Genomic DNA, 22,751 nt, shown 5'->3' with positions numbered 1-22,751 from the left:
CACGAACGCAGCCGGGGTTCCGATGTCCGATCTGTCTGCCTTTGCCGTCACCAAGCGCTGGCCTGCCAAGCATCCCGAGCTGCTCCAGCTCTATTCGTTGCCGACGCCGAACGGCGTCAAGGTTTCGATCATGCTGGAGGAGACCGGACTACCCTATGAGGTGCATCTGGTCGATTTCGGCAAGGATGATCAGAAGACGCCCGAGTTTGTCTCGCTCAATCCGAACGGCAAGATTCCCGCGATCCTCGATCCCAATGGTCCCGGCGGCCGGCCTTTGCCGCTGTTCGAGTCCGGGGCGATCCTGCAATACCTTGCAGAGAAGACCGGCAAGTTCCTGCCTGGGGATGCCGCGCGCCGCTACCAGACGCTGCAATGGCTGCACTTCCAGATGGGCGGCGTCGGGCCAATGTTTGGTCAGGTCGGCTTCTTCCACAAATTCGCCGGCAAGGATTTCGAGGACAAGCGGCCCCGCGACCGTTACGTCGCCGAAGCCAGGCGCCTGCTCGGCGTGATGGACGCGCATCTTTCCGGCCGGCAATGGTTCATGGACGACGACTACACCATCGCCGACATTTCCATGCTCGGCTGGGTGCGCAATCTCATCGGCTTCTATGGCGCGGGCGATCTCGTCGAGTTCACTCAGTTCAAATCGGTCGGCGCCTGGCTCGAGCGCGGGCTTGCGCGCCCGGCGGTGCAGCGCGGGCTGAACATTCCGCAGCGACCGTAGGATCAGGTCAGCGCCTTGTAGGTCATATAGAGCGCCATTAGCGAGACGAGAGCGACCATGGCCCGGCGGAGCACCGATCGGCTCACGCCATTGGCCATGCGTGCGCCGAGGTCGGTGCCGATCCAGAGGCCGGCGAGAATGCCTGTTATGGCCGGCCAGCCGACCACGAGCCCCTTACTCCCATAGATCCAGGCCGCCGGAAGATTGGTCGGGATCACCGAGAAGACGAGGCTGACGAGCTGCGCCTGATGTTGCGGCACGCGAAGTCCGGCGGCGAGGCCGACGGTGATCGCAAGGCCGCCGCCGATGCCCATGAAGCCGGAGGAAAAGCCGGCGACCGTGCCGATCAGCAGCAGGGGCAGCCAGTGAAGGTCATCGCGGCCGCCGGCTTCAAAGCTGCCGTCCTTGCGGTCTTGGCGCAGGATCAACAGCGCGATCAACGCGACCAGATAGGCGACGTAAGTCCATTGCAAGACGGAGTCGGAAACCGTAGTCGCGGCATAGCCGCCGCCGGCGCCGCCGATCACAAATCCCAAGCCGATCCAGATGATCCACGGCAAGGGGCTGCGATTGCCGCCTTGCCAGTAGCGGCGTATTCCGGCGAGACCTGTCGGCGGAATTTGCGCGATCAGCGAGGTGCCCTGGGCGACGTGTTGCCCGGCCCCGAGCAAGAGCACGGAGAAGATCACGAGGCCGCCGCCCGGGCTCGTACCCGTGAAACCGGATGCCAGCCCGGCGACCAGGCCGACGCCGCCACCGGCGAGGAGGTCGTGAAGCCAGGACATCGCCTACGTCCTGGCTCGTCGCCTGACGTCGGGCTTGGTCGTGCGAAATCCCTCGATCACGACGGCGACAGCGGCCATGCAGGCCTCGATGTCGACATCCTCGCCCCAGCACTTCTGCAGCACAAAGCCCTGGAAGATCGCGATCAGCACCCGCGCGATCGCCTCCGCGCCGATATCGCGCTTGATGAGGCCGTCATGCTGGCCGCGCTCGACCAGCGCGACGATCAGCGCGCGCGGCATGTCGATGCCTTCGACGACGCTGTTGCGGACGCGGCGGTTGCGCAGGGCCTCGGCCCAGCCATGGATGCCGACGCGACGGCGCGCTTCGCCTGCGGGATCAGTGAGCCATTGTGCGTAGACCCGCACCAAGGCGTGAAGTCCTTCGATCGGGTCGCCCGATCCCTGCGCGACCGAGTTGAGCACGGCTTCGCGCCTATGCCGGTCGTCGGCGAGCGCCTCGATCAGATCGTCCTTGCTCTGGAAGTAGAGATAGACCGCGCCGTGGCTCAGGCCGGATCGCTTGACGATGTCGGCCATGCCGGTCTGGTGAAAGCCGTCCTCGGCGAAACAGGCGAGGGCGGCTTCGAGGATCTGCTGCCGCCGGCTTTCCCGCTGCTTGTCGCTGATCTTGGGCATTGGGCTGTCCCTAAATAACTGACGGGATGATCGTTTTTCTGGTGGCCTCCGTTGGCGGTGCCACAGGTTGATCATAATAAAAAACGATCGATCAGTCAGTTTGTATCGCGCAGGGGGATTTTGGTCAAGGCCAGCCGGCCCGGGGCCGGGACGGAGCAGGATTATGTCGTTGCAGGCGCGTCCACGAAGGCGACCTTACGCGATCTTGCGGCTAGAACAGCCGTCCGCCGTTCGGAACGGGCTTGCTCGGCTGCACCAGCACGACCTTGCCGTCGGCGTCGGGGAAACCGAGCGTCAGCACCTCCGAGACGACAGGCCCGATCTGGCGCGGTGGGAAATTGACGACGGCCGCGACCTGTTGCCCCACCAGCGTCTCGAGCGGATGGTTTTCGGTGATCTGGGCCGAGCTCTTGCGCACGCCGATGGCGGGTCCGAAATCGATCCACAGCCGAAACGCCGGCTTGCGCGCCTCGGGGAACGGCTTGGCGTCGACGATCGTGCCGACGCGGATATCGACCGCGAGGAAGCTGTTGAAATCGATAGTCGGCGCGGCGGCGGCCGCGGGGTCGTGCGTGACGTGCATGAGATGTCCGTTCGGCGAGTTGGCGTCGTTCGCGATATTGTCGCGCGAAGCGGAGTTTCGTACAACGCCGCAGCCGAAGCACCACGCATGCGCGAGGAACTGGTCTTGCCCAACATCATCTACGGCATCAAGAACTGCGACACCATGAAGAAGGCGCGCGCCTGGCTCGACACGCATGGCGTCGCGTATGAATTCCACGATTACAAGACGGCGGGCGTGGAGAAGGACAAGCTCAAGCAGTGGAGCGACAAGGTCGGTTGGGAAACGCTGCTCAATCGCGCCGGGACGACGTTCAAGAACCTGCCCGAGTCCGACAAGGAAGGCGTCACCGAAAAAAAGGCGCTGGCCCTGATGCTAGCGCAACCATCGATGATCAAGCGGCCGGTGCTGGAGATCGGCGGCAAGCTGCTGGTCGGCTTCAAGCCGGACGTCTACGCCAAGGAAGTCGGCGCCAAATCGCGATGACGCTTCATCCAGATCTCGTCGCTTTTAGTTCAGCTCGATGATCTCGGTGGGGATGCCGGCATCCGGCTGGTCCGCAAACTCGACGATCTCGGCCGCCGCAATGCGGCCAGGCGCTCGATGAAACAGCTCCTGATCGATCACGGCGCGCAGCTTCGGACGCGGTAGCGCGTCATTTCCGCGCATCAGATTCTTGATCTCGAAGCCGCCGTCCTCGCAGAAGGTCTTGACCGAAGCGATGACGTGACAGACCTTGCCGTCGGTCTGGAAAGGCAGCAGCAGCCGTTCATAAGCGACGATGCGCCCGTAGACGTCGTCGACGTCGGCAACACTGTAGACGGGCAGTCCGCGCGCCACGCATTCGTAATAGATCGGCATCACGTAAGGCGCGAGTCGCGGCCCGAGATAATCGTCGAGCAGCACGCCCTTGCCGGTATGTCCATAAGCACGCGAGATACGCGTGTTTTCGCTCTGGATGGTGAGCCGCGGCACCGGCGTCGAAGCGTCCACAGTATAATAGATGAGATCGGACAGCTCTTCCTCGAGCCGCGCAGGCTGATACTCCCAGACCGCGGGTGCGATCTGCTCGCGCGCATAAAGCCGCAGCCACGTGTTCAGGAGATCACGTTGCCTGATCGACTTGACGACGGACGGAGCGGCGCTGGTGAAATCCAAGACAATATTCCCAGACCATCAAAACCCGCGCATGATCGCGCTTGCGGGAAAATTTTTGATGAAGGCTGGCGCCCGGAACGAAAGACCGTTAACGACGACTTGACGACCGGTGCCTTCGCGAACCGGGAGGCCGGGCAGGCACGACATCAACACCTCCGACTAAGGGAGCATTTGTATCCCAGCCGGAGGCCTGATCTGCTCAGCTTTCCGCCTTGCCTAACCCCCGTCACCTCCGGCATATTCCGCGCCCGGAGAGGGCGTTCCGGATAGGCTCCAAGGATAGACTCCAAGGACTTGATCCAAGGCCTCCGGAAGGTCGAAGCAACAAGCACAGCCACGCAGCTGGCGCGGGCAGGGGGAAATCTGTTTGGCCGATGAGTTTATTCTCGAAACGGAAGGCTTGACCAAGGAGTTTGCGGGCTTCTTCGCCGTCCGCGACGTTGCGCTCAAGGTTCGCCGTGGAAGCATTCATGCGTTGATTGGCCCGAACGGGGCCGGCAAGACGACCTGCTTCAATCTTCTGACCAAGTTCCTCAAACCGTCTGCCGGAAAAATCCTGTACAAGGGGCAGGACATTACCGCGATGGCGCCTGCCGACGTGGCTCGGATGGGGCTTGTTCGCTCGTTCCAGATTTCGGCGGTGTTTCCGCATCTCACCGCGCAGGAGAACGTCCGCGTCGCGCTTCAGCGCCAGCACGGCTCGTCGTTCGATTTCTGGCGTTCCAAGTCGGTGCTCAACCGCTTCAACGATCGCGCGCGCGAGCTCTTGAACGACGTCGGCCTCAGCGAATTCGCCAACACGCCTGCGGTCGAGATGCCCTATGGACGCAAGCGCGCACTCGAGATCGCAACGACGCTCGCGCTCGACCCTGAGATGATGCTGCTGGACGAGCCGATGGCCGGTATGGGCCACGAGGACATCGACAAGATCGCGGCGCTGATCAAGCGCATCTCCGCCAAATACACCATCCTGATGGTCGAGCATAATTTGAGCGTCGTGGCCAACCTCTCTGACATCATCACCGTGCTGACGCGCGGGCAGGTGCTCGCGCAGGGCCACTACTCGGAGCTCACCAAGGACGAGCGCGTCAAGGAAGCCTATCTGGGAGCCGGTCATGCCTGACACTGCGATCGCCGAGGCTCCGGCCAAGGGTTCTGCCAAGGCCGCGACCGGCGGAAACATCCTTCAGGTCCGCAACCTCGAAGCATGGTACGGCGAGTCCCACATCCTGCACGGGATCAACTTCGACGTGAATGCGGGCGAGGTCGTCACCCTGCTCGGGCGCAACGGCGCCGGCAAGACGACCACGCTGAAGTCGATCATGGGCATCATCGGCAAGCGTACCGGGTCGGTGAAGTTCAACAACCAGGAGATCATCCGCACGACCTCCGACAAGATCGCGCGCAGTGGCATCGCGTTCTGCCCGGAGGAGCGGGGCATATTCTCCAGCCTCGACGTGCGCGAGAATTTGATGCTGCCGCCGGTGGTCCGTGAAGGCGGATTGCCGCTCGAGCAGATCTTCGAGTTGTTCCCGAACCTGAAGGAGCGGCTCAACAGCCAGGGCACCAAGCTGTCCGGCGGTGAGCAGCAGATGCTCGCGATCGCGCGCATCCTGCGCACCGGCGCGAGCTTCCTGATGCTGGACGAGCCGACCGAGGGCCTTGCCCCCGTCATCATCCAGCAGATCGGCCACACCATCGCGCGGCTCAAGAAGGAAGGTTTCACGATCCTCCTGGTCGAGCAGAATTTCCGCTTCGCATCCACCGTCGCCGACCGTTACTACGTGGTCGAGCACGGCAAGATCATTGACGGGTTTTCCAATGCCGAGCTTGCCGCCAACATGGACAAGCTCCACACCTATTTGGGTGTCTAGAGCATGATCTGAAACCGGCGGGCCGCGCTATCGTAATCTGTATGGCGGTTTTCCGGGACAAGCGTGCTCAGACAGACGAACTGCCAACGAGAAAATTCAAGAAGGAAAGTTGCATGAAGACGAAGTCGATTGCATCGTTGCTGTTGACCACCGCGCTCACCTTCGCCGTGACAGGCGTCGCATCCGCGCAGGACAAGACCGTCAAGATCGGCGCGCTGTCCGATCAGTCCGGTCTCTATGCCGATCTCGGCGGGCCCGGCTCGACTCTCGCCGCCCAGATGGCCGTCGAGGATTCCGGTCTGGCTGCAAAGGGCTGGAAGATCGACATCATCTCCGGCGACCATCAGAACAAGCCCGACATCGGCACCGCGATCGCGCGGCAATGGTTCGACGTCGACAAGGTCGACATCATCGTCGACGTGCCGAACTCCGGCGTGGCGCTCGCCGTCAACAACGTCATCAAGGAAAAGAACGGCGTCTATATCAATTCGGGTGCGGCGACCTCCGACCTCACCAACGCGCAGTGCTCGCCCAACACCGTGCACTGGACCTACGACACCTATATGCTGGCCCACACCACCGGCCAGGCACTGGTCAAGGCGGGCGGCGACAGCTGGTTCTTCCTGACCGCCGACTACGCCTTCGGTGCGGCACTCGAGCGTGACACCACGGCGGTCGTCACCGCCAACGGCGGCAAGGTGATCGGCGGCGTCAAGCATCCGCTGAACACGCCGGACTTCTCGTCCTTCCTGCTCCAGGCGCAGTCGTCCAAGGCAAAGATCATCGGTCTTGCCAATGCCGGCGGCGACACCACCAACACGATCAAGCAGGCGGCCGAGTTCGGCATCGGCAAGGGCGGTCAGAAGCTCGCGGCGCTCCTGCTCTTCCTCACCGACGTCAAGGCGATCGGGCTGGAGACGGCGCAGGGCCTCAACTTCACCGAGACGTTCTATTGGGACATGAATGACAAGACCCGGGCGTTCTCGAAGCGCTTCGCCGAGAAGATGAAGAACAACGCGCCGCCCACCATGGTGCAGGCCGGCGTCTATGCAGGCGTGCGTCACTATCTCAAGGCGCTGGACGCGCTCGGCGGCAATCCGCATGACGGCGTCAAGGTCGTGGAAAAGATGAAGTCGATGCCGACGGAGGACGATCTGTTCGGCAAGGGCGAGATCCAGCCCAACGGCCGCACCATCCACAACGCCTATCTGTTCGAGGTGAAGAAGCCTTCGGAGTCCAAGGGACCGTGGGACTTCTACAAGCTGGTCGGCACGGTGCCGGGCGACCAGGCCTTCACGCCGCTGTCCGAAAGCAAATGCGCGCTGTTGAAGAAGTAAGACAACGGCCCGCAGGCCTCTAGGGCTTGCGGGCGACTTTCAAGGGAACGCCTAAGGGATCGGGTGCGGGATCGATGCAGGCTCTATACGCTCAGCTACTGGTGGGACTGATCAACGGCTCGTTCTACGCGCTGCTCAGTCTCGGGCTTGCCGTGATCTTCGGCATGCTCAACATCATCAATTTCGCCCATGGCGCGCTCTACATGATGGGCGCCTTCGTCGCCTATTTCCTGTTGAACCTCGGCGGGATCAACTACTGGTGGGCGCTGCTGTTTGCGCCCATCATCGTCGGCATCTTCGGCATGATCCTCGAGCGGACCATGCTGCAATGGCTGACTGGCCTGGATCACCTCTACGGCCTGCTCCTGACCTTCGGCATCGCGCTGATCGTGCAGGGCGTGTTCCAGAACTATTTCGGCTCCTCCGGCCTGCCTTACGCGATTCCGGACCAGCTCAAGGGCGGCATGAATCTCGGCTTCATGTTCCTGCCGATCTACCGTGGGTGGGTCGTCATCTTCTCGCTGGTGGTGTGCATTGCGACCTGGTTCCTGATCGAGAAGACGCGGCTCGGCGCTTATCTGCGCGCCGCCACCGAAAATCCGACGCTGGTGCGCGCTTTCGGCGTCAACGTGCCGCGCATGATCACGCTCACCTACGGCCTCGGCGTCGGTCTTGCCGCGCTGGCCGGCGTGCTTTCCGCGCCGATCAACCAGGTCCGCCCGCTGATGGGCGCCGACCTCATCATCGTCGTGTTCGCGGTGGTCGTGATCGGCGGCATGGGTTCGATCATGGGCTCCATCATCACCGGCTTCGCGCTCGGTGTGATCGAGGGCCTGACCAAATATTTCTACCCCGAGGCCTCCAACACCGTCGTGTTCGTGCTGATGGTGCTGGTGCTCCTGGTGAAGCCAACGGGATTGACGGGAAGGGCGGCCTGATATGACAACCCTGACGGACGACACGCTGCCGGCAACCCCGCGCGCGATGCGCGACGAGATGATCGTGTTCGTGGTGATGGCGCTGCTGCTGGCATCGGTGCCATTCACGGGGGTCTACCCCTTCTTCGTGATGCAGGCGCTGTGCTTTGCGCTGCTCGCTTGTGCCTTCAACCTCTTGATCGGCTATGGCGGCCTGCTGTCGTTCGGCCATGCGATGTTCATGGGCACCGCCGGCTATTGCAGCGCGCATGCATTGAAAGTGTGGGCGCTGCCGCCCGAGCTCGGCATCCTGGTCGGCATCGTCGCGGCGTTCGGTCTCTCGCTCATCACCGGCTTCATCTCGATCCGTCGTCAGGGCATCTATTTCTCGATGATCACGCTGGCGCTGTCGCAGCTCCTGTACTTCATCTACCTGCAGGCCCCGTTCACCCATGGTGAGGACGGCATCCAGGGCATCCCGCAGGGACGCATGTTCGGCGTGTTCGATCTCTCCAAGCCGACGGTGCTCTATTACGTCGTGCTGGTCGGGTTCCTCGCCGGCTTCCTCTTGATCTTCCGCATCATCAACTCGCCGTTCGGCGAGGTGCTGAAGGCGATCCGCGAGAACGAACCGCGCGCGATCTCGCTCGGTTACCGGACCGACCAGTACAAGTTCCTGGCGTTCGTTCTGTCCGGCACGCTGGCCGGCTTCGCCGGCGCACTGAAAGTGTTCGTGGCGCAGAACGCCTCGCTCACCGACGTGCATTGGTCGATGTCGGGCGAGGTCGTGCTGATGACGCTGGTCGGTGGCCTTGGCACCATTTTCGGGCCCGTCGTCGGCGCCTTCGTGATCATCGCCATGCAGCAATACCTCGCCGGTTTCGGCCAGTGGGTGACGGTGATCCAGGGCTCGATCTTCGTGATCTGCGTGCTCACCTTCCGCCGCGGCGTCATCGGCGAAATCGCGCATTACTTCCGGCGATCGCTCTAAGCAATTGATATCGCGTCAGTTTCTATGGCGCGATAATCCGGTGGATGATCCGGCTCCGCGGGCGTGAGATGACACGCGCGCGGATCGAAAATGGTCTATGACAGTTTCATGACGGCCCATTCGGGCCTGGCCATTTCCAACCGGTAGCCTATCCCCATGATGCGATGGTTTCGCGCGTTCCTGCCCAAGGAAGAACGGTTCTTCGACCTGTTCGACCGCCATGCCCAGACGGTGATTCAGGGCTCGATCGCGCTGCAGGGCATGCTGAACGGGGGCGAGGAGACGCCGGTCTATTGCCAGCGCGTCAACCAGTTCGAGAACGACGCCGACAACATCACCCGCGAGGTGCTAACGGCGGTGCGCCGCACCTTCATCACCCCGTTCGACCGTGGCGATATCAAGAACCTCATCACGTCGATGGACGACGCCATCGACCAGATGCAACAGACGGCCAAGGCCGTGATGCTGTTCGAGGTCCGCAGCTTCGAGCCCCCGATGCGCGAGATCGGGGGACTTCTGATCGAATGCGCCAATCTGGTCGGCCGTGCGCTGCCGCTGATGCAGTCGATCGGCCCGAACGTGGCCATGCTGACCGCCATCACGGAAGAGCTCGGCAAGCTGGAGGGCCGCGTCGACGATCTCCATGACATCGGGCTGAAGGAGCTGTTTCTCAAGCATCGCGACGGCAACGCGATGGATTTCATCGTCGGCGTCGAGATCTATGACCACCTCGAGAAGGTGGCCGATCGCTTCGACGACGTCGCGAACGAGATCAACAGCATCGTCATCGAACAAGTTTAGGGCAGGGTTGTCGTGGATGCCGCGTTGGGTCTTCCCGTCCTGGTCGGCTTGATCGCCGTCGCGCTGCTGTTCGACTTCCTGAACGGCCTGCACGACGCCGCCAATTCGATCGCGACCATCGTCTCGACCCGCGTGCTGCGGCCGCAGTTCGCGGTGTTCTGGGCTGCGTTCTTCAATTTCGTCGCCTTCATGGTGTTCGGGCTGCACGTCGCCCAGACCATCGGCACCGGCATCATCGATCCCGCGATCGTCGATGCCCAGGTGATCTTTGCGGCGCTGGTCGGCGCCATCGTCTGGAACCTCGTGACCTGGGCGCTGGGCATCCCGTCCTCGTCGTCGCATGCACTGATCGGCGGCCTCGTCGGCGGCGGCATGGCAAAGGCCGGGATCTCCGCGGCGGTGTGGAGCGGCTTGACCAAGACGGTGCTGGCGATCGTGCTGTCGCCGCTGGTCGGCTTCCTGCTCGCGATGATGCTGGTGGCGATCGTGTCCTGGGCCTCGGTGCGCTCGACGCCCTTTGCCGTGGACCGCGCCTTCCGCATCCTGCAATTCGCCTCCGCCTCGCTTTATTCGCTCGGCCATGGCGGCAACGACGCGCAGAAGACCATGGGTATCATCGCGGTGCTGCTGTATTCGCAGGGCCATCTCGGCAGCGACTTCTCGGTGCCGTTCTGGGTGGTGCTGTCCTGCCAGGCGGCGATGGCGCTGGGCACGCTGATGGGCGGCTGGCGCATCGTCCGCACCATGGGCCTGCGCATCACGAAATTGACGCCGATGCAGGGCTTTTGTGCCGAGACGGGCGGCGCGGCGACCCTGTTCATGGCGACTTATCTCGGGGTTCCCGTCTCGACCACCCACACCATCACCGGTGCCATCGTCGGTGTCGGTGCGGCGCGGCGCGTCTCGGCCGTGCGCTGGAACGTGGCAAGCTCGATCGTCTATGCCTGGGTGATCACGATCCCGGCCTCGGCCATCGTCGCGGCGCTGACCTGGTGGGCGGTCCAGCTCTTCGTCAGGTAACGAGCTTCAGCCCGACGATCCCGGCGACGATCAGGCCGATGCTGGCCAGACGGAGGGCCGTGGCCGGCTCGCCGAACAGGAAAATGCCCAGCGTCGCGGTACCGACCGCGCCGATGCCGGTCCAGACCGCATAGGCGGTTCCGACGGGCAGCGATTTGAGGGCGAGGCCGAGCAGGATGACGCTGCCGGCCATGGCCGCGAGCGTGACGACGGAGGGAACGAGCCGGGAGAAGCCCTCGGTGTATTTCAGGCCGATCGCCCAGGTGATTTCGAGAAGACCGGCGACGAACAGGATGCTCCAGGCCATGACGAGCCTCCATTCAAGGCAGGGTCGTCCCCGCGTCTGATCTGCTGACGAGCAGGAAGGCCGTCCTCCCCGAAAGCCGATATGGGGCTGGCCGGAGGGCTCCGCAATCACCAAATGAGGCTTGATCAGGCCCATTTTCCCTGCCAAACGCTCCCGCCATGTCCGACATCGCCACCCCCACTGCCGAATCGCCGGCCCGTTCCCCGCTTGCCGCTGAAGTGGCGCGGCGGCGGACCTTTGCGATCATCTCGCATCCTGACGCCGGCAAGACCACCCTGACCGAGAAGCTGCTGCTGTTCGGCGGCGCCATCAATCTCGCCGGCCAGGTCAAGGCCAAGGGCGAGCGGCGCAACACGCGTTCGGACTGGATGAAGATCGAGCGCGAGCGCGGCATCTCGGTCGTGACCTCGGTGATGACCTTCGAGTTCGAAGGCCTCGTGTTCAACCTGTTGGACACGCCGGGCCACGAGGACTTTTCGGAAGACACCTATCGCACGCTGACGGCCGTCGATTCCGCGGTCATGGTAATCGACGCCGCCAAGGGCATCGAGGCGCGCACCCGAAAGCTGTTCGAGGTTTGCCGTCTTCGCGACATTCCGATCATCACCTTCATCAACAAGATGGACCGTGAGAGCCGCGACGTGTTCGAGCTGCTCGACGAGATCGAGAAGACGCTGGCGCTCGACACCACGCCGATGACCTGGCCGGTCGGCCGCGGCCGCGATTTCCTCGGCACCTATGACGTCGTCAATGGCGGCGTGCGTCTGCTCGAAGGCGGCGGCGCCAAGACCGGCGCGGCGCAGCAGATCGCGATCGAGGAGCTGGCGAAGCTCAACGCCAATCTCGATGTCTCCGCGGTGAAGGACGAGCTCGAGCTCGTCACCGAGGCCTCAAAGCCGTTCGAGCTCGAAGCGTTCCGCGAGGGCCATCTCACACCGGTCTATTTCGGCAGCGCGCTGCGCAATTTCGGCGTCGGCGATCTGCTGGAAGGCCTCGGCAAGTTCGCGCCGGAGCCGCGCGCGCAGGACAGCGACCAGCGCAAGGTCGAGGCCACCGATCCGCGCATGAGCGCCTTCGTGTTCAAGATCCAGGCCAACATGGATCCGAACCACCGCGATCGCATCGCGTTTGCGCGCCTCTGCTCGGGCAAGCTCAGCCGCGGCATGAAGGCGAAGCTCGTGCGCACCGGCAAGAGCATGCCGCTGTCGAGCCCGCAATTCTTCTTCGCGCAGGACCGCTCGGTCGCGGACGAAGCCTTTGCCGGCGACGTCGTCGGCATTCCCAATCACGGCACGCTGCGCATCGGCGATACGCTCACCGAGGGCGAGGATTTCAACTTCGTGGGCGTGCCGAGCTTCGCTCCGGAAATCGTCCGCCGCGTCCGTCTCACCGACGCGATGAAGGCGAAGAAGCTGAAGGAAGCGCTGCAGCAGATGTCGGAAGAGGGCGTGGTGCAGGTGTTCCGCCCGCGCGACGGTGCTCCGGCGCTGGTCGGCGTGGTCGGCGCGCTGCAGCTCGACGTGCTGAAGGCGCGGCTGGAGGCGGAATATTCGCTGCCGGTGGAGTTCGAGGTCAGCGAGTTCCAGCTGGCGCGCTGGGTCTCCTCGGACGACCGCAAGAAGCTCGATACCTTCATCGCCGCCAACACCTCCAGCATCGCCGACGACGTCGACGGCGATCCGGTCTATCTGGCGCGGAACGAATTCTATCTCGGCTACACCAAGGAGCGCGCCGAGGGCATCGAGTTCACCAACGTCAAGGACGTCAAGAAGAAGGGGTAGGGCGTCCGGCCATCGCGCGAGCATGTGAACGCGTGCGGGCTTGACGCGTTCATTGGCGATGTCACGTTTGCTGAATGGCATCGCGAGCTCGCATCATGTGGCGCGGCATTCTCGTTCTCGTCCTGCTGGCGATACCTATCGTCGCCGTCAACGCGCAGCGACGCCAGATCAATCCGATCCCGTTCGCGCACGAGCCGTGCAGCGTGCTCGACGGCCGGCCCTGCACGCCGTCCTATTGCAGCCCGCTCGAGCCCGGGCCCTGCATTCCCGAGATCGACTATCCATACGGCCAGAACCTCCAGCTCACGATCCAGAGCGTTCCGTCCGAGGCCGACCACGCCAAGTACCTGAAGCCTGATCACGATCTCGATACGATCGGCGATCTCTTTGCGGAATTGCGCAGCTGCTGGTCGCCGCCGTCGGACAATGCGCGCGCGGGCATGCAGATGTCGGTGCGCTTCAGCTTCAACAAGTCCGGCGGCCTGATCGGTCCGCCGCGTCTGACCTTCGCGACCGCGGGCGTTCCCGCAGATACGAGAACGACCTATCTAAGCGCCATCAATTCGTCGCTGAATGCCTGCCTGCCTCTGAAATTCACCAGCGGGCTCGCCGGCGCCCTGGCTGGTCGCCCGATCGCGATCCGCTATGTCGACAATCGCGAGCTCAAATAGCGCATCAGTTGCGAGCGCCCGGCAATCGATGATACGCCATGGGCGGGGCTGCTTTACGGGGAGGATGTCGTGGGTCTGCTGGTCATGATCCTGGGGCTGGTGCTGTTTTTCGCGGCCCATGTTTTCACAACGAAACGAGACGCGCGCGCGCAGGCGATCGCGAAGCTGGGCGAGGGGACTTACAAGATCCTCTACGCGCTGGTCTCGTTCGCGGGCCTCGCGCTGATCGTCTGGGGCTTCGCCCATTACCGCAGCTCCGGCTGGATCGACATCTGGTATCCGCCGAAGGCGATGAAGCACATCACGGTCGCCTTGATGCTGCCCGCGGTGATCATGGTGGTGGCTTCCTATCTGCGCGGCCGCATCTACGCCACGCTGAAGCATCCGATGCTGGCCGGTATCAAGCTGTGGGCGGCGGCGCATCTTTTGGCCAACGGCGATCTCGGCTCCATCATCCTGTTCGGTTCGTTCCTGGGCTGGGCGGTGTATGACCGCATCTCGCTGAAGCATCGCACCGACCCCGGCGGCCCGCCGATTCCGGTCGGTGGCGTCACCAACGATCTGATCGCCGTCGCAGTCGGCATCCTCGCCTATCTCGCGCTGGCGTTCGCGTTCCATCCGGTCGTGATTGGCGTTCCCGTGGTCGGCGTCTAGCCGGTCGGCACAAGACGTGATCGGGATATCCGTGCGCGGAAGGTGACAACACAACAAGCCGAGGGCGTTCCGATGGACTGGTCGCAATCTCAGATCCCGCCGATGCGGCTCGAGCCGCGGTTCGGCGATCGCCTGGTGCCGGCCTTTTGCGACCGGCCGGCGAGCCTGTGGGCGATGATCGCGGACGCCTGCGCCCGCAATGGCGATGGCGAGGCCTTGATCGCAGGGAAGGTTCGGCTGAGCTGGCGGCAGGCCGTCGAGCAGGCGAGGCGGATCGCCGCGGGCTTTCGCAAGCTGGGATTGCAGCGCGGCGATCGCGTCGCGATCCTGCTCGGCAACCGCATTGAATTTCCGCTGCTGCTGTTTGCCGCCGCGCATGAGGGGCTGGTCACGGTGCTGCTCAGCACGCGCCAGCAGAAGCCGGAGGTCGCTTATGTGCTGACCGATTGCGGCGCGAAGATCTTGATCCATGAAGCTTCGCTCGCCGAGCGGCTGCCCGACGCCCAGGACGTGCCCGATCTGGTCCATCGCATCGCCGTCGACGACGATCCGACCCGCTCGCACTTGGCCGCGCTCGCCGACAACGCTCCGGCAGCGGCGCCCGTCGAGGTGAGTGAAGAGGACACCGGGATGATCCTCTACACCTCGGGCACGACGGGCAAGCCCAAGGGCGCGATGCTGGCCCATTGCAACATCGTTCATTCCTCGATGGTGTTCGTGTCCTGCCTGCAATTGACGCAGGCGGACCGGTCCATCGCCGCAGTGCCGCTCGGCCACGTCACTGGCGTCGTCGCCAATATCACGACCATGATCCGCAGCGCCGGCGCGCTGATCATCATGCCGGAGTTCAAGGCTGCCGATTACCTCGCGCTCGCCGCGCGCGAGCGCGTCACCTACACGGTGATGGTGCCGGCAATGTACAATCTCTGCCTGCTCCAGCCGGATTTCGACGGCTACGATCTGTCGAGCTGGCGTATCGGCGGCTTCGGTGGCGCGCCGATGCCGGTCGCGACGATCGAGAAGCTCAAGGCGAAGATTCCCGGCCTGAAGCTGATGAACTGCTACGGCGCGACCGAGACGACGTCACCCTCGACGATCATGCCGGGCGAGCTGACCGAGAGCCATATCGACAGCGTCGGCCTGCCGTGCCCCGGCGCGCGCATCGTTGCGATGGATCCTGATGGTCGCGAGCTTCCGCATGGCGAGATCGGCGAGCTCTGGATCCAGAGCGCCTCCGTCATCAAGGGCTATTGGAACAACCCGAAAGCCACCGCCGAAAGCTTCACCAGCGGGTTCTGGCACTCGGGCGATCTCGGTTCGGTCGATGCGCAAGGCTTCGTCCGCGTGTTCGACCGGCAGAAGGACATGATCAATCGCGGCGGCCTGAAGATCTATTCGGCCGAGGTCGAATCCGTGCTGGCCGGCCATCCCGCCGTGGTCGAGAGCGCGATCATCGCCAGGGCCTGTCCCGTGCTGGGCGAGCGCGTCCACGCCGTCGTGGTGACGCGCGGGCCGGTGGCGGACGCGGACCTGCGGGCGTGGTGCGCCGAGCGCCTGTCCGACTACAAGGTTCCCGAGACCATGGCGATCACGGCAGATCCGCTGCCGCGCAACGCCAATGGCAAGGTGCTGAAACGGCAATTGCGGGAGCTCCTGGGCGCCTGAGCCGGGCAGGGCATCCGGGCTCTCCCGGGTGGTTAACGCCTTGATCGGGCTCGCTTTGCCTTGCCAGCGCCATATCGTTAGGGTACCTCGCCGCCACGTGGGGGACGGGATTCCTGACGCGGACGCTTCGGCGCGCGCACCCGGACGGGCATGGGATTAGCATAAGTGTCTGAATTATTTGACGAAGTCGACGAGGAAGTACGTCGCGAACAGCTCAAGAAGCTGTGGGACAAGTATTCGATCTACTTCATCGCCCTGATGGTGCTGATCGTGGCCGCAGTCGGCGGCTGGCGCGGTTACCAGTATCTGGAGGCCAAGAAGGCCGCCGAGGCCGGTGCCGTCTTCGAGAAGGCCGCCGAGCTGTCCGAGCAGGGCAAGCACGCCGAGGCGGAAGCTGCCTTCACCGAACTCGCCGCCAAGGCGCCTTCGGGCTATCGCACCCTGGCGCGGCTGCGCGCCGCGGCCGAGGCGGCGCCTCGCGACGCCAAGGCTGCCGCGAAAATGTATGACGACATTGCTGCCGACCGCGGCGTGGGCGGTGAGTGGCAGGATCTGGCGAAGCTCCGCGCCGCCGGCCTGCTGCTCGACAGCGCGTCCTATGCCGACATGCAGCAGCGGCTGGAGCCCTCTGCAGCGCCCAAGTCCAAGTCCACCTTCCGCCACAGCGCCCGCGAGATGCTGGCGCTGTCGGCTTGGCGCAACAACGACATGACCGCGGCCCGCAAATGGCTCGACGCGATTGCCGAGGACGGCGAAACACCGCCCGGCCTGCGCTCTCGCGCCGAGGCGCTCCAGGCCCTGCTTCCGCCCGTCGCCAAGAGCTGAGCAAGAACAGCTGACGACGGTTCTCTGACGCAAACGAGACACAAGATGCGCCGCACGCCACGCTTGATCGCAGCCGCCGTCCTGATCGCCTTTACGGGCGTCCTGGGCGGCTGCTCCAGCTTCGATCCAAGCGACATGCTCGACTTCCTCGACACCAAGAAGAAGCTGCCGGGCGACCGCAAGCCTGTCTTTCCGGAAGGTGTGCCTGGCCTCGAGCAGGGCGTTCCGAAGGAAATGTACAAGGGCGCGCAGCAGCAGCCCGATCCGAATGCGCCTGCAGTGGCGGCATTGCCCGCCGAGCCGCCGCCCGAGCCGGCCAAGCCGGCGAAAGGGGCCAAGGCGAAGCACACAAGACAGCCAGCCGCGGCGGCCGTTGCGCCGACAGAGGCACCCGCCGGCGAAGTCGACGGCGAGGCCCAGCCGGAGGCGGCGCCGCCCACGGCCGCTCCGCCGCCCAAGCACAAGATCGTCCGCAAGCGCACCACCGCGCCACCGCCGGACCAGCCGGTCCAGCAGGCGCAACCGACCCAGACCACCCAGCAGCAATCGCAGGGCGCCTTCCCGGCGCCGCTGCCGAGCGGCAGCTTCTCGCGCTAGTTTTTTCCTTGCATTGACAGGCGCAGCCCCGGCAGCGCACGAATGACCGATGTCCTTCACGATCGCCATCATCGGCCGGCCCAATGTCGGCAAATCGACGCTGTTCAACCGCCTGGTCGGACAGAAGCTCGCGCTCGTCGATGACCTGCCGGGCGTCACCCGCGACCGCCGCGAGGGCGAGGCCAGGCTCGGCGATCTCGAGTTCACCATCATCGACACCGCCGGCCTCGACGAGGGCGCCAAGGGCTCGCTGACCGCGCGCATGCAGGAGCAGACCGAGACCGCGATCGCGCAAGCCGACGCGCTGTTCTTCGTCATCGATGCCCGCATCGGCCTCACGCCCACAGATCGCGCCTTCGCCGATTTCGCCCGCAAGGCCAACAAGCCGGTGCTGCTGATCGCCAACAAGAGCGAGGGCAAGCACGGCGATGCCGGCGCGATGGAATCCTTTGCGCTCGGCCTTGGCGATCCCATCCAGATCTCGGCCGAGCACGGCGAGGGCATGGGCGAGCTCTATGACGAGCTGGCCAAGCTGATGCCGGAGCCCGTCGAGGACGATGAGGACGAGGACGAGGACGAGGGCGCGCCGCTCACGGAGGAGGAGGCCGCGACGCGCCCGATCCGTGTTGCCATCGTCGGCCGGCCCAATGCCGGCAAGTCGACGCTGATCAACCATCTGCTCGGCGAGGAGCGCCTGCTGACGAGCCCGGAGGCCGGGACCACGCGCGATTCCATCGCGGTCGAGATCAGCTGGAAGGGCCGCGATTTTCGCGTATTCGACACCGCAGGTCTCCGTCGGCGCTCGCGCATCGAGGAGAAGCTGGAGAAGCTCTCGGTTGCGGACGCGCTGCGCGCGGTGCGCTTTGCCGAAGTGGTCGTGCTGATGATGGACTCGCAGAACCGCTTCGAGGAGCAGGATCTGCGCATTGCCGATTTGATCGAGCGCGAGGGCCGGGCGGTCGTGCTCGCCGTCAACAAATGGGATCTGATGGAGACCAAGGGCGGCGGTGCCATCTCTGGCCTCCGCCGCGACGCCGATCACTGGCTGCCTCAGGTCAAGGGCGTGCCGATCGTCGCCGTCTCCGGCCTGATGGGCGAGGGCATCGACCGTCTGATGCAGGCGATCCAGGATGCCTACGCGGTCTGGAACAGGCGCGTGCCGACCTCGGCGCTCAATCGCTGGTTCGAGCAGGCGGTCCAGGCCAATCCGCCGCCCGCGGTGTCGGGCCGGCGGCTGAAGCTGAACTACATCACGCAGAACAAGGCGCGGCCGCCGAGCTTCGTGCTGTTCTGTTCGCGTGCCGACGCGGTGCCGCAGTCCTATTTGCGCTACCTCACCAATTCCATGCGCGAGACCTTCGAGCTGCCGGGCACGCCGGTGCGCATCACCCTGCGCGAGAAGGCCAACCCGTTCGCGCACAAGCGCAAGCGCCCGTCGTGAGCGACGGTGCCGGCGAGGCGACGGCGCAAGGCGCCGTGCCGGTCCGGCGCGGCGCAGTCGCCTTCATCTTCGTCACCATCCTCTTGGACATGCTTGCGCTCGGCGTGATCATGCCGATCCTGCCGAAGCTGATCGAGGGCTTCGTCGATAACGACACTGCACATGCGGCCCGCATCTTCGGCCTGTTCGGCACGGCTTGGGCGCTGATGCAGTTCGTGTTCTCGCCGCTGTTGGGTGCGCTGTCGGATCGTTTCGGGCGGCGGCCGGTGGTGCTGCTGTCGAATTTCGGGCTCGCTGCCGATTACGTGCTGATGGCACTGGCGCCGTCGCTTGCGTGGCTGTTCATCGGCCGCGTCATCTCCGGCATCACCTCGGCGAGCATCTCGACGGCGTTTGCCTATATCGCCGACATCACGCCGCCGGAGCGGCGCGCGGCGATCTTCGGCCGGATTGGCGCGGCCTTCGGCGCCGGCTTCGTCCTCGGTCCGGCGCTCGGCGGCCTGCTCGGCGATATCGATCCGCGCCTGCCGTTCTGGGCCTCGGCTGGATTGAGTTTCGCCAACGCGCTCTATGGACTGTTCGTCCTGCCGGAATCGCTGGCGCCGGACAAGCGCGCCCCGCTTCGCTGGCGAACTGCCAATCCTCTCGGAGCGCTGCGCCTGCTGCGCTCCAGCGCGACGCTGGCCGCGTTGTCAGTCGTCAACTTCATCGCGCAGGTCGCCCATGTCGTGCTGCCCTCGACCTACGTGCTCTATGCGACCTATCGCTATGGCTGGGATTCCAAGACCGTGGGATTGACGCTGGCGATGGTCGGCATCTGCGCCATGGTGGTGCAGGGGCTCGCGATCGGTCCCATCGTGCGCGCGCTCGGCGAACGAAACGCGCTGCTGCTTGGCTTGTGTTGTGGCGCGCTCGGATTCCTGGTCCTCGGCGCTGCGCCGACCGGGCCGCTCTCCTGGATCGGGATTCCCATTCTGGCGCTGTGGGGCATCTCGGGTGCCGCCTCGCAAGCGCTGATGACGCGGCTGGTCGCGCCCGATCAGCAGGGCCAGTTGCAGGGCGCGACCGCGAGCGTGCAGAGCGTGTCGCAGCTCGTCGGCCCGTTCCTGTTCACGCTCACGTTTTCATATTTCATCGGCGCAAGCGCGCCGCTGCATCTGCCCGGCGCGCCGTTCCTGCTGGCGGCGCTGCTGATGGTGGTATGCGTGGCGATCGCGGTGCGGACGCTGGGTGGGACGAAGACGGCCTCGTAGACGGTCTCGTAGGGTGGGCAAAGGCGCGAAGCGCCGTGCCCACCATCTGTTCATAATAGCACCAGGTCGTGGGCACGCTTCGCTTTGCCCACCCTACGGCAGCGTTCTTTGGAGCCGCAAACGAGAATGCCCGGGACAAAGCCCGGGCATAACGTGTCGGTTTCTGCGCGACCGCTACGCGGTCACTTCTTCACCAGCGGGCACTCGCTATCCTTGAGCGGCCTGGCGGCGTCTTCCGCCGAGATCGTGGCGATCTTCTTGTAGTAGTCCCAAGGTCCCTTCGACTCCTCGGGCTTCTTCACCTCGAACAGATAGGCGGGGATGATGCGACGGCCGTCCTCGCGCAGCGGGCCCTTGCCGAACAGCGGATCGTCGGTCGGGATTTCCTTCATCTTGGCGACGACCTTGGCGCCGTCATGCGGGTTGCCACCAAGGGCTTCGAGCGCCTTGAGATAATGCAGCACGCCGGCATAGTTGCCGGCCTGCGTCATCGACGGCATGGCCTTGTTGGACGTCTTTTCCTGGAAACGCTTCGACCAGGCGCGCGTGTTGTCGTTGAGATCCCAATAGAAGGATTCGGTAAAAGTCAGGCCGTGCGCGGTCTTCAGCCCGAGCGAGTGAACGTCGTTGATGAAAAGAAGAAGCGCAGCGAGCTTCTGGCCGCCCTCGACGATGCCGAATTCAGCCGCCTGCTTGATCGAGTTGGTCGTGTCGCCGCCGGCGTTGGCGAGGCCGATGATCTTGGCTTTCGAGTTCTGCGCCTGCAGCAGGAAGGAGGAGAAGTCGGACGTGTTCAGCGGATGCTTGACGCCGCCAAGGACCTTGCCGCCGTTGGCGGTCACCACTGCGCTGGTGTCGCGCTCGAGCGCGGCTCCGAAGGCGTAGTCGGCGGTCAGGAAGAACCAGCTATCGCCGCCGGCCTTGGTCAGCGCCTTGCCGGTGCCGTTCGCCAGCATATAGGTATCGTAGGTGTAGGAGATCGTGTTGGCGTTGCAGGCCTTGCCTGTGAGATCGGCGCTGGCTCCGCCATTGTTGACCAGGACGACGTTCTTTTCCTTGGCGACGTTGCTGACGGCCAGTGCCACGCCGGAATTGGGCGTGTCAGTGATCATGTCGACCTTCTGGGTGTCGATCCACTGCCGCGCGATGTTGACGCCGACGTCCGGCTTGTTCTGGTGGTCACCGCTGATGACCTCGATGGTCCAGCCTTTCGCAGCCAGCCCCGAGTCTTCCACGGCCATCTTGACCGCGACCACGGAGTTCGGGCCGCCGATGTCGGCATAGAGGCTCGACATGTCGTTGAGCACGCCGATCTTGACGGTTTTGTCCTGCGCGTAAGCGGATGTTGCAAAACCGAAGGCGGCACAGGCCAGAAGGGCCGCGGAGCGGCGCGCGAACGTCATCGTCATCAAAGGTTTCCTCCATTGTCAAATATGCGGACGGCTCTCTTGCGGAACCCCGATCCGGCTGATGGCTCTAGCCTGTCCCAGGGCCGGCGGCAATGCGCCTAAAGCCGGATGACGCTGTGTCGTAGCGTCATCCGTCGGTTAACTTTTGGGCAAAATGCGTTGAGACGCTATTTGAGTGCGTCCGATGTCAGCTTGAATTTCTGGATGCGCTTTCCGGTGTCGACCTCGGCGGTATAAACGTTGCCCTTGGTGTCGATCGCCATGGCATGCACCCAGTGGAATTGCCCGGCATTGCGGCCGCTATGCCCGAAGCTGCCGACCACGCTGCCGTCTTCGCGCCTGATCACCCTGATCTCGTTGTTCTCGCCGTCGGCGCTGAGCAGATAGGTCTGCTTCGGATCGGGCCAGATCGCGATGTCCCACACCGCGCCGTTGCCGAGCGTGTTCTTCTCGAAGAAGAACTCCTTCACGAAGCTGCCGTCCTTCTTGAACACCTGGATGCGGTTGTTGATGCGGTCGCAGACATAGACGAGCCCGTCATTGGCGAGCTTCACGCAATGGACGGGATTGCCGAATTGCTGCGCGACCGGCGCCTTCGGATCGTATGGCGCCTGCTTGGCGTCATCGGGCTTGTTGCCATAGGCGCCCCAATGCCGCTTGTAGGCAAGCGTCGTCGCATCGAACACGATGACGCGGCGATTGCCGTAACCGTCGGCGACGTAGATCTCGTTGGCCTCCTTGTCGATCGCGGTCTCGGCGGGCTTGCCAAGCTGGGTCGTATCGTTGCTGCCGAGGCTCGGCGCGATCTTGCCGATCTGGGCGACGAACTTGCCGTCGAGCGAGAACTTCAGGATGGCGTTGTCGTTGTCGGCATTGCCGCCGACCCAGACGAAGCCGCGTTCGTCGACCTCGATGCCGTGCTCGCGGCCGACCCATTCATAGCCCTGGCCCGCGCCGCCCCATGAGCGCAGCAGATTGCCGTCGGCGTCGAATTCGAGCACGGGCGGCGCCGACACGCAGCATTTCGAGCGCGGTGGGGTGAGGCTTGCCCCTTTCTCGTCATCGGTGAGCGAGCGCGGGCGATGAATCACCCAGATGTGGCCCTGCCAGTCGACGGTGATGCCGCCGACCTGGCCGAGGATCCAGTTGTTCGGCAGTGGCTTCGGCCAGGAGGCGTCGACCGCGAAGGTCGGGACTTGGCCGGCGCTCGCTGTGCCCGGCAGCACGAATGCGACGGCTGCGATCAGGATGGAGAGGGCACGAGAGACGTTTGCGAGCGCATGCGAAAACCCTGCGCGATGCCATGGCGCCATGGCGACCTCCCTTTTTTGGCTTGCGGC

General features: G+C 64.2%; 24 protein-coding genes. 17 read left to right on the top strand and 7 right to left on the bottom strand.

Features of this window, described 5'->3' with window-relative positions; all coding sequences use genetic code 11:
• Nucleotides 1-22: 22 nt before the first annotated feature.
• Nucleotides 23-727: a glutathione S-transferase N-terminal domain-containing protein gene (locus Q0743_RS06720; protein ID WP_298240783.1), complete on the top strand. Its 705-nt coding sequence runs from the start codon at nt 23-25 to the stop codon at nt 725-727.
• 2 nt (nt 728-729) lie between these two features.
• Here the strand turns inward: Q0743_RS06720 and Q0743_RS06715 are convergent, their stop codons facing one another.
• The 3 genes from Q0743_RS06715 to Q0743_RS06705 form a co-directional block, all read right to left on the bottom strand.
• On the bottom strand, nt 730-1,512 hold the full coding sequence (locus Q0743_RS06715; protein ID WP_298240782.1) for a sulfite exporter TauE/SafE family protein: 783 nt from the start codon (nt 1,510-1,512) through the stop codon (nt 730-732).
• 3 nt (nt 1,513-1,515) lie between these two features.
• Nucleotides 1,516-2,148, bottom strand: coding sequence for a TetR/AcrR family transcriptional regulator (locus Q0743_RS06710; RefSeq protein ID WP_298240781.1), 633 nt, complete (start codon nt 2,146-2,148; stop codon nt 1,516-1,518).
• 211 nt (nt 2,149-2,359) lie between these two features.
• Entirely contained in the window at nt 2,360-2,731 is a 372-nt protein-coding gene (locus tag Q0743_RS06705) for a tRNA-binding protein (RefSeq protein ID WP_100175635.1), read from the bottom strand.
• 105 nt (nt 2,732-2,836) lie between these two features.
• Between Q0743_RS06705 and Q0743_RS06700 the strand changes: the two genes are divergently transcribed.
• A complete protein-coding gene (locus Q0743_RS06700; RefSeq protein ID WP_298240799.1) occupies nt 2,837-3,196 on the top strand; it encodes an ArsC family reductase in 360 nt (119 codons plus the stop codon).
• A gap of 24 nt (nt 3,197-3,220) precedes the next feature.
• On the opposite strand, the gene Q0743_RS06695 is transcribed toward Q0743_RS06700, so the two are convergent.
• A complete protein-coding gene (locus Q0743_RS06695) occupies nt 3,221-3,868 on the bottom strand; it encodes a hypothetical protein (protein WP_298240780.1) in 648 nt (215 codons plus the stop codon).
• 367 nt (nt 3,869-4,235) lie between these two features.
• On the opposite strand from Q0743_RS06695, the gene Q0743_RS06690 reads away from it, so the two are divergent.
• From Q0743_RS06690 to Q0743_RS06660, 7 genes are all read left to right on the top strand, one after another.
• A complete protein-coding gene (locus tag Q0743_RS06690; RefSeq protein ID WP_028178025.1) occupies nt 4,236-4,991 on the top strand; it encodes an ABC transporter ATP-binding protein in 756 nt (251 codons plus the stop codon).
• Nucleotides 4,984-5,742: an ABC transporter ATP-binding protein gene (locus Q0743_RS06685; protein ID WP_298240779.1), complete on the top strand. Its 759-nt coding sequence runs from the start codon at nt 4,984-4,986 to the stop codon at nt 5,740-5,742. The genes Q0743_RS06690 and Q0743_RS06685 overlap by 8 nt, the downstream gene beginning before the upstream one ends.
• Before the next feature lie 113 nt (nt 5,743-5,855).
• Nucleotides 5,856-7,079: an ABC transporter substrate-binding protein gene (locus Q0743_RS06680; protein ID WP_298240778.1), complete on the top strand. Its 1,224-nt coding sequence runs from the start codon at nt 5,856-5,858 to the stop codon at nt 7,077-7,079.
• A gap of 74 nt (nt 7,080-7,153) precedes the next feature.
• Entirely contained in the window at nt 7,154-8,017 is an 864-nt protein-coding gene (locus Q0743_RS06675; RefSeq protein WP_298240777.1) for a branched-chain amino acid ABC transporter permease, read from the top strand.
• Nucleotide 8,018: 1 nt separating this feature from the next.
• On the top strand, nt 8,019-8,987 hold the full coding sequence (locus tag Q0743_RS06670; RefSeq protein ID WP_298240776.1) for a branched-chain amino acid ABC transporter permease: 969 nt from the start codon (nt 8,019-8,021) through the stop codon (nt 8,985-8,987).
• A 156-nt stretch (nt 8,988-9,143) separates the two neighbouring features.
• Nucleotides 9,144-9,788 (top strand): DUF47 domain-containing protein, encoded by a 645-nt coding sequence (locus Q0743_RS06665; RefSeq protein WP_298240775.1) that lies wholly within the window; start codon nt 9,144-9,146, stop codon nt 9,786-9,788.
• Between the two features lie 12 nt (nt 9,789-9,800).
• Nucleotides 9,801-10,808, top strand: coding sequence for an inorganic phosphate transporter (locus Q0743_RS06660; RefSeq protein ID WP_142251172.1), 1,008 nt, complete (start codon nt 9,801-9,803; stop codon nt 10,806-10,808).
• Here Q0743_RS06660 and sugE read toward each other — a convergent pair.
• A complete protein-coding gene (gene sugE, locus Q0743_RS06655) occupies nt 10,801-11,115 on the bottom strand; it encodes a quaternary ammonium compound efflux SMR transporter SugE (protein ID WP_298240774.1) in 315 nt (104 codons plus the stop codon). The genes Q0743_RS06660 and sugE overlap by 8 nt on opposite strands.
• Nucleotides 11,116-11,273: 158 nt before the next feature.
• Here sugE and Q0743_RS06650 point away from each other — a divergent pair, with 158 nt between their 5' ends.
• The 8 genes from Q0743_RS06650 (at nt 11,274) to Q0743_RS06615 (ending at nt 20,002) form a co-directional block, all read left to right on the top strand.
• Nucleotides 11,274-12,896, top strand: a complete 1,623-nt coding sequence (locus Q0743_RS06650; RefSeq protein WP_298240773.1) for a peptide chain release factor 3 — start codon at nt 11,274-11,276, stop codon at nt 12,894-12,896.
• A 95-nt stretch (nt 12,897-12,991) separates the two neighbouring features.
• A complete protein-coding gene (locus tag Q0743_RS06645) occupies nt 12,992-13,567 on the top strand; it encodes a hypothetical protein (RefSeq protein ID WP_298240798.1) in 576 nt (191 codons plus the stop codon).
• A 69-nt stretch (nt 13,568-13,636) separates the two neighbouring features.
• The gene (locus Q0743_RS06640) at nt 13,637-14,221 is read left to right on the top strand and encodes an NnrU family protein (RefSeq protein WP_298240772.1); all 585 of its coding nucleotides are present in this window, start codon (nt 13,637-13,639) and stop codon (nt 14,219-14,221) included.
• Between the two features lie 72 nt (nt 14,222-14,293).
• Nucleotides 14,294-15,886 (top strand): class I adenylate-forming enzyme family protein, encoded by a 1,593-nt coding sequence (locus tag Q0743_RS06635; RefSeq protein ID WP_298240797.1) that lies wholly within the window; start codon nt 14,294-14,296, stop codon nt 15,884-15,886.
• Nucleotides 15,887-16,051: 165 nt separating this feature from the next.
• Nucleotides 16,052-16,711: a tetratricopeptide repeat protein gene (locus tag Q0743_RS06630; protein ID WP_298240771.1), complete on the top strand. Its 660-nt coding sequence runs from the start codon at nt 16,052-16,054 to the stop codon at nt 16,709-16,711.
• 45 nt (nt 16,712-16,756) lie between these two features.
• The gene (locus tag Q0743_RS06625; protein ID WP_298240770.1) at nt 16,757-17,308 is read left to right on the top strand and encodes a hypothetical protein; all 552 of its coding nucleotides are present in this window, start codon (nt 16,757-16,759) and stop codon (nt 17,306-17,308) included.
• 49 nt (nt 17,309-17,357) lie between these two features.
• Complete coding sequence (der, locus tag Q0743_RS06620) at nt 17,358-18,749, top strand: ribosome biogenesis GTPase Der (RefSeq protein ID WP_298240769.1); 1,392 nt, start codon at nt 17,358-17,360, stop codon at nt 18,747-18,749.
• Nucleotides 18,746-20,002: a TCR/Tet family MFS transporter gene (locus Q0743_RS06615; RefSeq protein ID WP_298240768.1), complete on the top strand. Its 1,257-nt coding sequence runs from the start codon at nt 18,746-18,748 to the stop codon at nt 20,000-20,002. The genes der and Q0743_RS06615 overlap by 4 nt, the downstream gene beginning before the upstream one ends.
• Nucleotides 20,003-20,184: 182 nt before the next feature.
• Here the strand turns inward: Q0743_RS06615 and Q0743_RS06610 are convergent, their stop codons facing one another.
• Entirely contained in the window at nt 20,185-21,411 is a 1,227-nt protein-coding gene (locus Q0743_RS06610; protein WP_298240767.1) for an ABC transporter substrate-binding protein, read from the bottom strand.
• A 167-nt stretch (nt 21,412-21,578) separates the two neighbouring features.
• Nucleotides 21,579-22,724, bottom strand: a complete 1,146-nt coding sequence (locus Q0743_RS06605; protein WP_298240766.1) for a hypothetical protein — start codon at nt 22,722-22,724, stop codon at nt 21,579-21,581.
• Nucleotides 22,725-22,751 lie beyond the last annotated feature (27 nt).

The sequence above is a fragment of the uncultured Bradyrhizobium sp. genome, from assembly GCF_936943645.1.
In the GTDB taxonomy this organism is placed as follows: Bacteria; Pseudomonadota; Alphaproteobacteria; order Rhizobiales; family Xanthobacteraceae; genus Bradyrhizobium.
This window is presented reverse-complemented; position numbering and strand designations above follow the sequence as displayed.